Annotated in this window: 13 protein-coding genes; 7 read left to right on the top strand and 6 right to left on the bottom strand. The window is 72.5% G+C overall.

Annotation, left to right across the window (positions count from 1 at the left end; genetic code table 11):
• Positions 1-779: hypothetical protein (locus tag D474_RS0126645; RefSeq protein WP_026118828.1), on the bottom strand; the 779-nt coding region annotated here is incomplete at its 3' end.
• A 211-nt stretch (positions 780-990) separates the two neighbouring features.
• On the opposite strand from D474_RS0126645, the gene D474_RS0126640 reads away from it, so the two are divergent.
• Both D474_RS0126640 and D474_RS32075 read left to right on the top strand, forming a co-directional pair.
• On the top strand, positions 991-1,929 hold the full coding sequence (locus D474_RS0126640) for a hypothetical protein (RefSeq protein WP_017616527.1): 939 nt from the start codon (positions 991-993) through the stop codon (positions 1,927-1,929).
• 647 nt (positions 1,930-2,576) lie between these two features.
• On the top strand, positions 2,577-3,218 hold the full coding sequence (locus D474_RS32075) for a hypothetical protein (RefSeq protein WP_017616526.1): 642 nt from the start codon (positions 2,577-2,579) through the stop codon (positions 3,216-3,218).
• A gap of 99 nt (positions 3,219-3,317) precedes the next feature.
• On the opposite strand, the gene D474_RS0126630 is transcribed toward D474_RS32075, so the two are convergent.
• Entirely contained in the window at positions 3,318-4,931 is a 1,614-nt protein-coding gene (locus D474_RS0126630; protein WP_017616525.1) for an FAD-binding oxidoreductase, read from the bottom strand.
• A 17-nt stretch (positions 4,932-4,948) separates the two neighbouring features.
• Here D474_RS0126630 and D474_RS30225 point away from each other — a divergent pair, with 17 nt between their 5' ends.
• The 4 genes from D474_RS30225 to D474_RS0126610 all read left to right on the top strand — a co-directional run bounded on the left by D474_RS30225 (position 4,949) and on the right by D474_RS0126610 (position 9,499).
• Positions 4,949-5,572: a TetR/AcrR family transcriptional regulator gene (locus tag D474_RS30225; RefSeq protein WP_051051134.1), complete on the top strand. Its 624-nt coding sequence runs from the start codon at positions 4,949-4,951 to the stop codon at positions 5,570-5,572.
• Positions 5,569-7,284 carry a glycerol-3-phosphate dehydrogenase/oxidase gene (locus D474_RS0126620; protein WP_017616523.1) on the top strand — a complete coding sequence of 572 codons (1,716 nt, stop codon included), beginning with the start codon at positions 5,569-5,571 and terminating at the stop codon, positions 7,282-7,284. The genes D474_RS30225 and D474_RS0126620 overlap by 4 nt, the downstream gene beginning before the upstream one ends.
• A gap of 223 nt (positions 7,285-7,507) precedes the next feature.
• Complete coding sequence (locus tag D474_RS0126615) at positions 7,508-8,071, top strand: ATP-binding protein (protein WP_017616522.1); 564 nt, start codon at positions 7,508-7,510, stop codon at positions 8,069-8,071.
• 537 nt (positions 8,072-8,608) lie between these two features.
• Positions 8,609-9,499: a bile acid:sodium symporter family protein gene (locus tag D474_RS0126610; RefSeq protein ID WP_017616521.1), complete on the top strand. Its 891-nt coding sequence runs from the start codon at positions 8,609-8,611 to the stop codon at positions 9,497-9,499.
• 128 nt (positions 9,500-9,627) lie between these two features.
• Here the strand turns inward: D474_RS0126610 and D474_RS0126605 are convergent, their stop codons facing one another.
• The 4 genes from D474_RS0126605 to D474_RS0126590 all read right to left on the bottom strand — a co-directional run bounded on the left by D474_RS0126605 (position 9,628) and on the right by D474_RS0126590 (position 12,637).
• A complete protein-coding gene (locus tag D474_RS0126605) occupies positions 9,628-10,128 on the bottom strand; it encodes an LURP-one-related/scramblase family protein (protein ID WP_017616520.1) in 501 nt (166 codons plus the stop codon).
• 120 nt (positions 10,129-10,248) lie between these two features.
• Positions 10,249-10,899: a bifunctional 4-hydroxy-2-oxoglutarate aldolase/2-dehydro-3-deoxy-phosphogluconate aldolase gene (locus D474_RS0126600; RefSeq protein WP_017616519.1), complete on the bottom strand. Its 651-nt coding sequence runs from the start codon at positions 10,897-10,899 to the stop codon at positions 10,249-10,251.
• Entirely contained in the window at positions 10,896-11,642 is a 747-nt protein-coding gene (locus D474_RS0126595; protein ID WP_017616518.1) for an IclR family transcriptional regulator, read from the bottom strand. Before D474_RS0126595 ends, D474_RS0126600 begins: the two co-directional genes overlap by 4 nt.
• A gap of 41 nt (positions 11,643-11,683) precedes the next feature.
• On the bottom strand, positions 11,684-12,637 hold the full coding sequence (locus D474_RS0126590; RefSeq protein ID WP_017616517.1) for a sugar kinase: 954 nt from the start codon (positions 12,635-12,637) through the stop codon (positions 11,684-11,686).
• Between the two features lie 122 nt (positions 12,638-12,759).
• Between D474_RS0126590 and D474_RS0126585 the strand changes: the two genes are divergently transcribed.
• On the top strand, positions 12,760-13,694 hold a 935-nt coding region (locus D474_RS0126585), incomplete at its 3' end, for an amidohydrolase family protein (RefSeq protein ID WP_017616516.1).

Here is a 13,694-nt window from a genome sequence, read left to right as displayed (position 1 = left end):
TGCGGGCCGCCGCCGCGCGACCGAGCCGCCACACGGGCCGCGCGCCGGATCAGCGTCTCGCCCTCCGGGCCGCCGGTCAGTGCTACCACGACCCGTTCCCGGGCCTCCCACGTCACGTTGATCTCGTGCTCGCCCCGGTACCGGGCCAGACCCTCCTCGACCCGGTCCGCGGTCCACAGCAGCGCCAGCTCGCGCAGCGCCCCGAGGTTGCCCTCCCGGTAGTAGTCGGACAGGGCCGCGTTGAGGCGTTCGGGCGGGTGCAGGTCGCCCTGGGCGATGCGACGCCGCAGCTCCTGCGGGGAGGCGTCGACCAGCTCGACCTCGGTGGCGCCGCGCACCACCTGGTCGGGCACGGTCTGGGTGGGGCACGAGCCGGTGATCTCCTCGACGACGTCGTTGAGGGACTCGAGGTGCTCGATTCCGACGGTGGTGATCACATCGATCCCGGCGGCGCGGATGTCCTCGACGTCCTGCCACCGGGTGGGGTTCCGTGAACCGGGAGGGTTGACGCGGTGCAGCTCGTCCACGACGACCAGGTCCGGGACGCGTGCGATCACCGCGATCACGTCCATGGAACCGGATTCGTGCAACGGCATCGTGCGCAGGCCCTCCAGGAGCGCGCCGGTGTGCCGCCGCCCGTGTGTCACCGCGGCGCCGACCAGCACCTCGGCGCCGTTCGCGGCCCGCCGTTGCGCTTCTGCCAGCGCGCTGTAGGTGGTGCCGACGCCGGGTGCGTATCCCAGGTAGATGCGGAGTTTTCCTCGTGCCACGGCATCCATTGTCGGGGCGACGCAGAGCGTGTGGGACGCGCTCCGGTACCATCCGCTGCGCGGGAGTCCGTGCCGTCCGGAGACAACCATCTGCCGTTCCCGGCCATCCCATCCGATGCGGCGATCCCCGGGGATCCGCCGCGAGAAGCTCTCGGTGCCGGCCCGGTCGGCACCGCGGCACCCCCATCCGCCCCCAAGACGTATCGGGAGTACCCCACCCATGTCGGCTCCGCCCCCTCAGGGCCCCTACGGTCCGAACGGTCCGAACCAGGGCCCCTACGGCCCCCAGCAGCCCGGCCCCTACCCCGGCCGGCCCCAGGGCGGGCCGCAGCAGCCCCCTCCCGGGTACGGGCAGCAGCCGCCCCCCGGCTACGGCCAGCAGCCCCCGCATGGTCCGCCCCCCGGTGGGCCGGGCGGGCCGGGCGGTTCCTACGGCGGCGCCCCGCAGGGTCCGCCTCCTCCCGGGTACGGGCAGCAGCCGGCCGGGGGTTCGGGTGGCCGCAAGGGCCTGATCATCGGCGGTGCGATCGCCGGTGCCGTGATTCTCATCGGCGGGCTCGTCGCCATCGCGGCGTCGTCCGGTTCGGGGGACTACGGGACCCTCGCCGAGGACCAGTGCGACGAGGTCCTGCCCGAGGACCTCTTCGAGGACCTGGCCGACGGGGAACGGATCACGACCGAGGGCGAACTCGACCAGCGCGCCGAGACCGAGCGTCTGGACTGCTGGGTCGAGTTCGGCGGAGGCTCCGGCATGGGACAGGGCGTCGAGATCGCGGTCATGATCCACGAGCCCGAGTCCCGGAGCTTCGAGGACGAGGTCGAGGACATGGAGGACGACCAGCGGGAGCTGGAGCGCGAGCTGGAACCGGGTGAACTCGGTGAGCCCTCCGACGGGAGCGACGTCGCCGATCTGGGGGCCGAGCTCATGTGGGAACCCAGCTCCCTCGGTGACGGGGGAGTCGCGCTCGCAATGCCGGCTCCGGATCCCGCAGCGCCGGCCGTGTCGGGGGTGTTCTTCCAGGACCGCAACGCGTTCTTCAGGGTGATGGTGTCTGCGGACGGCTTCGACGACCGTGAACCGGAGGAGAACATCTCGGAGGCCGAGAGCCTGGCGGGCGACGTGCGCAGCTCCGTCCGCAGCGTGAACGAGGCGCCGTAGAGGGCCGCTCCCGGCTGCGGGCCCGGTATGGAGGCGCAGCACCGGGCCGGGGTGTGCAGTCCCACACCGTCGCCCGCCGCCGCTTCCGAACGGATCACTCGGAACCGCGGTCCCATCCGGTGACGGGCCCTGGCGGGTCCGGAGGCGGGTGACCCGTCGAGGCGGGCGGGGTTCTCCCATCGCTGGGGGACCTGCCCCCGCGGGTGCGCGCGAGTAGGACTCGGGTGCATGCGCCGGCCATTACGGCCCCGGTGCGAACGATCATGGCGATTCTTGTGAGGAGGTGCGGCCGTCCCGGCGGGTGGCCGGCCGCGACATCGATGACCGGACATCCCCCTTCCGACGGTTCCTTCCCCGGGAACCCCGGTGAACAGCCCTTTCCCGGGATGCCAGGCCATCCGGGCAACCCCGGGGGCGGTGGCCACCCGCCGCCCGGGCCGCAGACCGGGCCGGGCGGCCCCGGTGTTCCCGGTCCGGGCGGTTGGCAGCGGCTTCCGCATCAGGGCCACGCGGGCGGTCACCCCGGCCCGTACACCGGTGCACCGGGCGGTCCCCACGGTGGTCCGCCCGGCGGCCCGCCCCAGTTTCCGCCTCCGGGGCCGGGCGGTCCGCGTCCGCCGCGCCGTCCCGGAACACGTGCGCTGATCGTGGCGTCCTCGATCGCGGCCGCCATCCTGCTGATCGCCGGGATCGTCGTGGCGGTCAACGTCTCCGGCGGCCGTGCCTACGCCGAACTGCCCACGTGCCGGCAGCTGATCGGGGACCTGGCCGACGAGATCCCCGGCACCGACCGTCCGAGCATCGACGGCGACTTCGAGACCGAGGACGTGGACGACAATTACACGGCGGACCTCGAAGGCGTTCTGAACTGCGAGATCAGTGAATCCGGGGACAACGGCCAACGCGACGGTTCCCACCTCATGTCCGTGGGGGTCTTCCTGTACGACCACGAGGACGAGCGTGGGATGAGGAATCTCCAGCACGACATGGACGACTCGGTGGAGGACCTCCAGGAGCCCGACCGGGACGAGGACGAGAACTACGATCTCCTGGGCTGGGAGGCCACCGGGGCGGGGGACGTCGGTTACGTCAGCCTCCAGGAGTACTCCTCGACCTACTCGGACGACGCCAACGTCCTGGCCATGGGCAGTTTCCTCAGCCAGAACGTCTGGAGCCATTACACCTACGAATTCGACGAGAGGGACGACGAGGAGGAGATCCTGGAGTTCCTCGCCTCCTTCGGCGAGGGGATCGCACGCCAGCTCCGCTCCGAGGCCGAATTCGTCTGACCCCTCAGGCCTCTGATGCACCCGGGAGGACACCGGAGGGGCGCCGCGGATCACCTCCGCGGCGCCCCTTCCGTCGTCAGCTCACCATCGCCGTCACCCCTACGAACGCTCCGGCACGAGCTTGCCCGGGTTGAGCACGCCCTCCGGGTCCAGGGACGCCTTCACCGAACGCAGGATCTCCGCGCCCAACGGCCCGATCTCCGAGACCATCCACGGCCGGTGGTCCGCCCCGACCGCGTGGTGGTGGGAGATGGTGCCCCCGGCGCCGGCGATCGCGTCCGAGGCGGCGCGCTTGGCCCGGTCCCAGCGCGCCAGCGGGTCCGTGCCCGCGGCGGTGGCGACCGTGAAGTACAGCGAGGCCCCGGTCGGGTAGGTGTGCGAGACGTGGCACATGACGACCGCGCCGCCCTCCTCCCCGACGAGTGCGCTTTCGAGCGCGTCGGTCACCGCTTCGTACAGCGGTAGCAGCCCGGTCCAGGTGGTCGCGGTCTCCAGGGTCTCCGCGAGCACGCCCGCGCCGAGCAGGGTGTCGCGCAGGTAGGGGGTGGAGAAGCGGTTCTCGCGCCAGTGCGCGACGGGTTCCGGGCCCAGCCGGGTCCCGCCCGCCTCGGTCATGAGTTCGCGCACCAGGGCGGCGCGGGTCTCGATCTCCTCCGCGGTGCCCTCGAACCCGAGGACCGCCTGGCATCCGGGGGTGGCCTCGCGTCCGCCCATCGCCGCGCCGACGAAGGTCTCGGACTCGTCCAGCACACGGGCCATGGTCGGGCGGGCGTCGGACTGGGCGAGTACGCGCAGGGCCTCGGTCCCGGTGGCGAAGTCGGGGAAGCACCATGCTTCGTCCAGTACCGCCTCGGGCACCGGACGCACGCGCAGCCCGACCTCGGTGATCACGCCCAGGGTGCCTTCGGAGCCGAGCACGAGGCGCTTGAGGTCGGGTCCCGCAGCGGAGGCCGGTGCTCCGCCCAGTTCCAGGGTTCCGCGGGGGGTCGCCACACGCAGCGACATGACCATGTCCTCGAATCGCCCGTACCCGGCGGAGGCCTGCCCGGCCGAACGCGTGGCGGCGAACCCGCCGACGGTGGCGTACTCGAAGCTCTGCGGCATGTGGCCGAGCGTGTGTCCGTGTTCGCCCAGGAGCTCCTCGGCGCGGGGGGCGCGCACGCCCGCGCCCAGGACCGCGGTCAGGGAGGTGCGGTCGAAGGAGACGAGGGAGTCCAAGCGCCGCAGGTCGAGTGCGATGACCGTGCCGAAGGGGCCTCTGAGGGGATCCACGCCGCCGACCACGCTCGTGCCGCCGCCGAAAGGTACGACCGCGACGCCCTTGTCGGAGCACAGTTCCAGCAGGCGTTGCACCTGGTCGTGGTCGGCGGGCCGGATCACCGCGTCCGGGGCGGGGTCGGCCTGCCCGGAACGGCGCCGCAGCAGGTCGGGGGTGCTCTTGCCCCCGGACCGGCGCAGGCGTACGGCGTCGTCGGTAACCACGTGCTCGGGGCCGACGACACCGGCGAGAGCCTCGCGCAGGTGATCGGTCAGGCGTGAGGGCGGGAGGTCGACGTCGGCCTCGTCCACCGGCGGCATCGCGTGCACGTCGGCGCCCAGGGCCTGGGCGATGAGGTCGCGGAGCCCGGGGTCGAGGGCCTTGGCGCGTTCGGGGTCACCCCAGGCGAACCAGCTCATCTCGGGGGCGGAGGGTGTGGTCTCGTCGTTGGCCATGCTCTACAGTTTTACACATGGCGTCAAAACGTAACGTAGAGGACGACATCCTCGACGCGGCCCGGACCTGCGTGGAGGCCTTCGGGGTACGCCGCACCACTCTCACCGACGTGGCCCGCCGTGCCGGGGTCAGCCGCCCCACGGTGTACCGGCGCTGGCCCGACGTGACCGCGCTCGTGGCCGATCTGCTCACCCGCGAACTGCGCACGGTCCTGCGGGAGGAGGAGGAACGCGCCGCGGACGACCGTCCGGAGGAGCAGGCGCGCACCCGGCTCGTGCGCCACGCCGGCGGGGTCGCACGCGCCCTGGCCACCCATCCGTTGTTCACACGTGTGGTCGACAGCGAGCCGGAACTGCTGGCGACCTACACCTTCCACCGGCTCGGAACCAGTCACCGGGCGGCGCTCGAGGTCATCGTGCCCGCCGTCGCGCAGGGGCAGGACGACGGTTCCGTGCGGGACGGGGCCCCCGCCGTGCTGGCGCGGATGGTGCTCGTGACGGTGCAGAACACGGTGACCGCGCGGCGCCTCTTCGAGGACCTCCTCGACGAAGAGGCGCTCGTGGAGGAACTCACGACCCTGCTGGACGGTTACCTCGCGCCGGCCGAGCACGAGCACGCACCCGGAAGGACCCACGCATGAACACGACCGTCCCCTCCTCCGTCTCGGTGTCCTCCTCCCTCAACGGTGCACGCCGGGCCGTCGACCTCGCGCACCTGGAATCCGACCCCGGGATCGACGTGCTCGTCGTGGGCGGCGGCGTGACCGGGACGGGGGTCGCGCTCGACGCCGCCGCGCGCGGGCTCACCACGGTGCTCGTCGAACGCGAGGACCTCGCGTTCGGGACCAGCCGGTGGAGCTCCAAGCTCGTGCACGGCGGGCTGCGCTATCTCGCCAAGGGGCAGCTCGGGATCGCATACGAGAGCGCGCGCGAACGCGACGTGCTCATGCGTGTGACCGCGCCCCACCTGGTGCGGCCGCTGCCGATGGTGCTGCCCGTGCACCGGCACACCGGTCTGCGGCGGGCGCTCTTGTCCCGCGGCGGCATGGGCCTCGGCGACCTGCTGCGCCGCGCGGCCGGAACGCCCCGTAACGTGCTCCCGTCCCCGAGGACCCTCGACGCCCGCCAGACCCTGCGCCTGTTGCCGACCGTGGAGCCGCGCGGGCTGGTCGGCGGGGTGCTGTCCTTCGACGGGCAGCTCGTGGACGACGCCCGCCTCGTGGTGACCCTTGCGCGCACCGCCGCACGCGAGGGGGCGCGGGTCATCACCCGGTGTTCCGCGGAGAACCTCACCCGTGACGGGGCGACCCTGCGCGACGAGGTCACCGGGCGGCTGATCCCCGTGCGCCCACGTGCGATCGTCAACGCCACGGGTGTGCACGCCGATGCCCTCGACCCCGCTGTGCGGCTCAGCCCCAGCCGCGGGACCCACCTGGTGCTGGACGGGGCGTCGCTGGGCGGGCCTCGGGCCGCCCTCACCGCGCCGGTGCCGGGGAGCGTGTCGCGCTTCGTCTTCGCGCTCCCGCAGCCGGACGGGCGGGTACTCGCCGGGCTCACCGACGAGCCGCTCGAGGGGCCCGTGCCACGGGTCCCGAACGCGCCGGATGAAGACGTCGACACACTGTTGTCCCAGTTCAACCGGGTTCTGAGTACGCACCTCACGCGCGACGACGTGCTGGGTAGCTTCGCCGGACTGCGCCCGCTGCTGTACGGGGAAGGGGAGAGCTCGGACCTGTCGCGGGAGCACTCGGTGGCCGTGGGGGCCAATGGGGCGGTCACCGTCGTCGGCGGGAAGCTGACCACCTACCGCGCGATGGCGGAGGAGGCCGTGGACGCCGCGGTCGCCGCACACCGGTTGCCGGCCCGGCCCTGCCGGACCCGGGAGCTGCCGTTGGTGGGTGCCGCGTCGGCCGAGGAACTCGCCGCACTGGCGGCGGGGGAGGGGGCGCTCGGAACCGGCCCCGGGGGAGGTGCCATCGGCGGTGTGCCGGGCCGGGGTACCGGCGGTGCTGTCGGCTCCGGCGGGCACGGTGTTCCCGGCGCACCCGCTGCCGATGCGGTCCTCGACGCCCCGGCTCCCGACATCCGCGGCGTCCCGGCCGTCCCGGCCGCGTTCGTGGCCCGCTACGGCGCGGAGGCCCCCGCCGTGGCGGCCGAGGCGGCGGAGGACCCCTCGCTCCTGGAACCTGTCGTGCGCGGGATCACCGGCGCCGAACTGCGATTCGGGGTGCGCCACGAGGGGGCCATGGACGTGGGGGATCTTCTCGACCGCCGCAGCCGCGTGGGGTGGGTCCCCGCGGAACGGGACAAGGCCGAGGCCGCTGCCGCTGCCGCCCTGGAGGGCCACAGGTGAACCCGGGCTCGGGCCCTTGCCGGGCCCGGGTTCCCGGGGGAAGGCGGAACGCACCACATGCGCATCCCCTGTCCCACGGGCAGATCTTGGCGTATGGTCGTAGCCGACCCGCGCCGCCCTCCCCTGCGGCCGGTCACTCCCGCAGCCGCCCCCGCGGGGACGTGCCCCGGGTGCCGTCCCCGAGGCTCTGGTCACACGAGTCGCCCCGCCGAAGGAGTCGTCCATGCCCATGCTCGTCCCAGTGCCCACCCTCACGCAGGCCGAGGACACCGTCCTGTCGCGGGTACCCGACGAGTACCGGCACTACTTCAACGGCCGCACGCCGGTACCGTTCACCAAACGCCACTGGGAGTTCCCCGGGACCTCCGCCAGTGTTCCCCTGGCCCGCGCCTTCCTCGACACCTGCGCCGCCGGTCGGGAATCCGATTTCCGCTACGTCTTCTCCCTACTGGGCACCGAGCTCGCCACCAACGCCATCCGCCACAGCCGATCGGGGGAGGAGGGGCAGACCTTCGTGCTGCGTGTGACCCGCAGCGGCAACGGTCTGACCCTGGTCTGCCGCGACAACGGGTGTCCGGTGCGTGCCGACGACGGCGAGGCCGAGGAGGGCGTCCCCCTGAGCCCCGCCCCGCTCGAGGGCGAACACCTGACCACCGAGCACGGCCGCGGGCTCGCCCTCGTCGACAGTTTCGCCACCACGTGGGGCGACAACGGCCATCCGAGCATCCGCAAGGTCTGGTTCCACCTGGCGTTCGACCTCACCGGGAGCTCCTGGCCCGCGGCCTGAACGAGGCTCCGACACCCGACGGAACCGGCGGTCTGTTCCGGGGCGACACCTGCAGCAGGTATCTGCAGCCGGGGTACGAGGACTCGTCGCCGGGACGCCGGACTCGCGTTCGAGCGAATTCATGGTGACCGTGATCCTGCTCACCGGGGCCAGGTGGGCCGATGTTCGCCGTCGGACGTGAACGGACGCCAACGTTCACCAACGGACGCGATGTGCCTGCGGGCCGGACGCGTGCGGTGTCCGGTACCTGCGATGTCGGGAGTGGTGCCCGGATCCAGGTGGGGCGGACAGCGAAGTCCTCCGGGGTTCGGGGTTCCTGGGGCCGGTCCTGCTTTCGTGGGGCATCGCGTCTCGGGTGTGGGGCCGTGCCGGCGGTGGAAGCGTTCCGGTCACCGGACCTTGTCATGCCTGGACCGGCGTGCGAACATACCGACCAGTACGTCGAAGTGGCCCAGGTCACGGGGTGGCGCGAGCCCTGGCCGGTCCCCTCCAGCGCCTGCCGAGGCCGAACGGCGGCCCGACCCCTCGAGGACCACCGTGGACTCCCCCCCCGCCACGATCGCCCTTCCCGTGGCGCTCGGCATCATCATGCTCGGCCTGGGACTGAGCCTGACCGTCGCCGACTTCACCCGCCTGCTGCGTCTGCCCGGAACCGTCGCCCTGATCCTGGGCTGTCAGATCGTCCTGCTCCCGCTGTTCTGCTTCGGGATGGTCCTGCTCTTCGAACCGGCGCCCGAACTGGCCGTGGGCATGATGCTCCTGGCCGCCTCGCCCGGCGGGACCACAGCGAGCCTGTACAGCTACCTCTTCCGCGGCAACGTCGCCCTCAACATCTCCCTCACGGCGCTCAACTCGCTGACGGCGATGGTCACCCTCCCGATCATCACCAACCTCGCCATCGGCTACTTCATGGGCGACGGCACCACCCTGGGGTTGCAGTTCGACAAGGTGTTGCAGGTCTTCGCGGTCATCCTCGTCCCGGTCGCCGTCGGCATGACCGTGCGCGCCCGTGCCGAGGCCTTCGCGCAGCGCATGGAACAGCCGGTCAAGATCGCGTCCGTGCTCGTGCTCCTCGGCGTCATCACCGCCGCGATCCTGCAGGAGCTCGACAACATCGGCGACTACATCGTCGCGGTCGGTGTGATGGTGCTGATCTTCAACGTGGTGAGCCTGGCCCTGGGGTATTGGATCCCGCGGTTCATCGGGACCGGACGCCCCGAGGCCATCGCGTCCTGCATGGAGATCGGCCTGCACAACACCACGCTTTCCCTGGCCATCGCCCTGAGCCCCGCGCTGCTCGGCAACACCCAGATCGCTGTCCCCTCGGCCGTCTACGGGGTGCTCATGTTCTTCACCGCCGCCGTCGCCGGGGCTCTGGTCAGCCGCCGGGCGGCGCGGGACGAGGCGCGTGTCGCCCGAGCGAGCTGACCCCGCGGCGACTCCCGGGTACAAGAACGCCCCCGGCATGCACGCCGGGGGCGGGGTTCGGGGAGACAGCCGTCGGGGCAGAGCCGGTCAGGACCGGGGAGGAACCGGAAGGAGGGCGGTCCGGGGGCTCAGTCGCCGTCGTCACCGGTCAGGGCGTCCACGGCCACTGCCACGCTGATCACCAGCGCCGGGTCGCCGCCGATGTCGCGCCGGTGCGTGTTGACGTCCACCGCGTAGGTGTCGCGCAGGCGGAACCACTTGCGCGACACGTGCGCCACGGTCCCCTCGCGGTCGCTGATGACGTACTCTTTGCTCAGGAAGTCACCGCTGACCTCCCAGTCGTGGCCGTCGTCGATCGCCACGTTCAGCTTGTCGCGCACCGGGTTGAACAGACGCGTGCGCACGGTGGCGACCGTGGAACCGTCGCGCTCGACCGCCATCTGGTCGCGGACCTTGAACAGCTTCTTGCGGATCCGGGTGAGCACCTCCCCCTCGGGGGTCCGGAGTTCGAAGGTGGTGCGCAGCCTCAGGGCCTTGCCGTCGACCCAGAAGACCCTTTGGTCGTTCTCGTCGGTCACCCAGAAGTCGTCGCCGATGTCGAAGACGCGTTCGCGTACGAGGAACTTCATGCTCTGACCCTAGATCACCCCGATCGCCCGCAGATCCGGTGTACCCCGGCGCCGGACGTGGCTGCCCCCCTGCCGGTGCATGCCCCGCCGCCGGAGACCCCGCCCGGACGCCCCCGATCTTCACCCGTCGGCGGCCGCCCCGACGAGGGCCTCCAACGCGCCGCCCACGGTGGCCGACTGGCCGACCCCGAGGCCCAGCGCCCCGGCCCGGAGGAACTCCCCGGCGTTGTCCGGCCGCACGCCCCCGGTGGCCACGACCCGCAGCTCCGGGAACGGCCCGGACAGCGCCGAGACCCACGGCGCACCGAGCGACGAGGCCGGGAACGCCTTGACCGTCCGGACCCCCAGCCGCAGCGCCTGCCCCACCTCGGTCGGGGTCGCCACGCCCGGCAGGAACGGGACCCCGGCGCGCCCGGCCGCGTGCACGGTGTCGGGGTCCAGGCCGGGGGCGACCCCGAACCCTGCGCCGGCCGCGACCGCCGCCGCCAGACGCTCGGGTGTGGTCACGGTGCCGGCCCCGACCGTGTGCTCGCCGTCGGCGGCCCGTGCGACCTCCTCCAGTGCGCGCAGTCCGTTCTCGCTCTCCACGGTCACCTCGACGAGGCGGACGCCGGCGGCCCATGCCGTGCGTGCGGTGGCCACGGCGTCCTCGGGGGAGAGCCCCCGGAGGATCACCATGACGGGCGAGCCGGAGAAGCCGGACGCGAAGAAGTCCGCCCAGCCCTCCGTCCCGTTCCGGTCCGTGGTCGTCGTCGTGGGTGGGACGGTCATGTTCGGCTCCAACCGAGTTCTTCGTTGATGGCCTCCGCCGTGGCGGTGAGTTCGCCGACCAGCCCGAGCAGGCCCTGCCGGTCCAGGGTGACCTCGGGGGCCGAGACGGAGATGGCTGCGTCGACCTTGCCCTTGGCGTCCCGGATCGGCGCGGCGACGCAGTGGACGAACTCCTCGTGCTCGAAGTCGTCCAGGGCCCATCCCTGCTCGGCGATCCGGGCGAGGTCCTCGGCCAGGTCGTCCGGGTCGGTGCGGGTGTTGGGGGTGTGTTCCGGGTACGGGGGAGTGCCGAGCAGGGGCTCGCGCTCCTGCGGGGACAGGTGCGCCAGGATCGCCTTCCCCACCCCGGTCGCGTGCAGCGGCGCGCGGGCGCCGACGTAGGAGTACATGCGGATGCTCTGTCGGGACTCCACCTTGTCGAGGTAGACGACGCTGTCGCCGTCGAGTGCGGCCAGGTGCACGGTGTGGCCGGTCGCGGAGCCCAGGGCGCGCACGTGTTCCTGGGCCGCGGTGCGCAGGTCGAAGCCTTCCAACGCCTCGTGGGAGAGCGCCGCCATGAGGGGCCCGATCCGGTACCGGCCGTCCTCGGTGCGGCGGACGAAGCGCTCCTCCTCGAGCGTGCGCAGCAGCCGCAGCGACGTCGTGCGGTGCACATCGAGGCGGCGTCCGAGCTCACTGATGGTGAGCGGCCCGGAGGACAACTCCACCAGGATGTGCAGGGCGCGCTGGACACTGCTCGACAACGGGGTTCTCCTTCGGGTCGGTCCGTTCGGTGGTGTGCCCCTCACCCGGCGCCGCGTGCCTGCGGCGCGGCCACTGCGCCACCGTTCGGAAGGGTGCGCGGGGGGATGTCGTCGTGCACCCCCAGGGTCCGGCCGGCCAGGCGTGTGCCTTCGTCGAGGCACTCGTGCACGGGGGCGCCGGCAAGAAGTTTATGCAGTGCACCCGCAGCGAAGGCGTCGCCGGCCCCGACGGGCTCGACGACCTCGATCTCGGGGGCGGGTCGGCTCCAGGAGCGGCCCCCCGAGAAGGCGGTGGCCCCGTGCGCCCCCTGTTTGACGACGAGCAGCCGGGGCTCGGGCATGAGGGCGCGGACCTCCTCCGTGCTGCGCGACCCCCACAGCGCCTCGGCCTCGTCGAGTCCGCAGAAGACGACGTCGGCGCTGCGTGCCGCCTCGAGCAGGGGTTCGGCATGGTGCGGGCCGTGCAGGGCGGGCCGGTGGTTCACGTCGAAGCTCAGGAGCGTTCCGGGGCGTTCGGCGGTGAGCAGGCGCGTGACCAGGGCGTGGGCGGAGTCGGAGAGGGCGGCGGTGATGCCCGAGGTGTGCACGAGCGCGGGTGTGCGCGCCAGGATCTCCTCGGCGTCCTCCGGTCCGAGAGCGGTGGCGGCCGATCCCTGCCGGTAGTAGCGCACACGGGTGCCGTCCGGGCCGAGCTCCTTCAGGTAGAGGCCGGTGGGGCGCTCGGGGTCGACGCGGGCGAGGCACTCGACGTCCTCGGCGGTCAGGGTCCGGCGGATCCGCTCGCCCAGGCCGTCGTCGCCCAGGGCGCTGTGCCAGACCACGCGGCGCCCTGCCCTGGCCAGGTGCACGGCGACGTTGGATTCCGCGCCGCCGGCCAGCAAACGGAAGGAGGCGGCGTGCTCCGGGGGCTCGGGGGGATCGGGGACCAGGAGGGCCATCGTCTCGCCCACACACACCGCGTCGGTCCCGGACCAGCCCTGCGCCGAATGTTTCACGCCTGTCCTCCCATGTGCGGCCCCGAACTTGCGGGGTGTTGACCTCCGATGAAACAGGATGCTAATACTTCTGCTGAGATATACGCAACAGTGCTGCATGACACGCAGCACCGGGGGTTGTCATGTGGGACCTACTGCTGCGCGGCGGCCGGGTCGTCGATCCCGCGTCCGGGCACGACCGCACCGCCGACGTGGCCGTGCGCGACGGCAGGATCGCGGAGGTGCGGCCCTCCGGCAGGCCGGGCACCGGGGTGGAAGACACGGGCGCGGCGGCCGAGATCGTCGACGTCCGGGGCAAGCTGGTGACCCCGGGCCTGGTCGACGCCCACACCCACGTGTGGCACGGCGCCGGCTACTGGGGCATGGACCCCACGCCCGTCGCATGGCGCACGGGCGTGACCACGTGGATCGACGCCGGGTCGGCCGGTGCCTACGCCATGGACGGGTTCCGCCGCTACGTCGCCGAACCCGCCGGCGTGCGGGTGCACGCGCTGATCAACGTCTCCGGGCTCGGGCTCGTCGCCGAGACCGGTGAGCACCGCGTGCTCGACCACCTCGACATCGACGCGGCGGCCGCCGTGGCAGCGCGCCAGGGCGGTTTCGTGCGCGGGGTCAAGGCCCGCATCGACGCCCGGACCGTCGGCGAGAACGGAATCGAGCCCCTGCGCAGGGCCGTGCGCCTGGCCCGCACGCTGGAGCGCCCGCTCATGGTGCACGTGGGGTACGGCCCGCCCACCATCGCGGAGATCGCACCCCTGCTGTCCGAGGGCGACGTGCTCACCCACTGCGCCTCCGGCTGCCCCACCGACCTGGTCACCGACGACGGCCTCACCGCCCCGGTCCAGCGCGCCCTCGACGCCGGGGTGGTCTTCGACCTGGGGCACGGCTCCGGCGCCTTCGCCTACGACGTCCTCGAGACCGAACTCGCGGCGGGCATGCGCCCCCTGGTCTCCTCCGACCTGCACATCAGGTCCCTGTACGGGCCCGCCTTCGACCTGCCGACCGTGATGGCCAAGACGATGGCCGCCGGGCTCAGCCTGAACGAGGCCGTCGGGGC

The organism is Nocardiopsis salina YIM 90010, assembly GCF_000341025.1.
Classification (GTDB): domain Bacteria; phylum Actinomycetota; class Actinomycetes; order Streptosporangiales; family Streptosporangiaceae; genus Nocardiopsis; species Nocardiopsis salina.
Note: the sequence above shows the minus strand (reverse complement) of the source record. Positions and strands in the feature narration are given on the sequence as shown.

Bases quoted from the DNA above. Each gene is read 5' to 3' on its own strand.
- D474_RS0126640 (WP_017616527.1), top strand. From the start codon at position 991: ATGTCGGCTCCGCCCCCTCAGGGCCCCTACGGTCCGAACGGTCCGAAC.
- D474_RS0126630 (WP_017616525.1), bottom strand. From the start codon at position 4,931: ATGGCCAACGACGAGACCACACCCTCCGCCCCCGAGATGAGCTGGTTC.
- D474_RS30225 (WP_051051134.1), top strand. From the start codon at position 4,949: ATGGCGTCAAAACGTAACGTAGAGGACGACATCCTCGACGCGGCCCGG.
- D474_RS0126620 (WP_017616523.1), top strand. From the start codon at position 5,569: ATGAACACGACCGTCCCCTCCTCCGTCTCGGTGTCCTCCTCCCTCAAC.
- D474_RS0126615 (WP_017616522.1), top strand. From the start codon at position 7,508: ATGCCCATGCTCGTCCCAGTGCCCACCCTCACGCAGGCCGAGGACACC.
- D474_RS0126605 (WP_017616520.1), bottom strand. From the start codon at position 10,128: ATGAAGTTCCTCGTACGCGAACGCGTCTTCGACATCGGCGACGACTTC.
- D474_RS0126600 (WP_017616519.1), bottom strand. From the start codon at position 10,899: ATGACCGTCCCACCCACGACGACGACCACGGACCGGAACGGGACGGAG.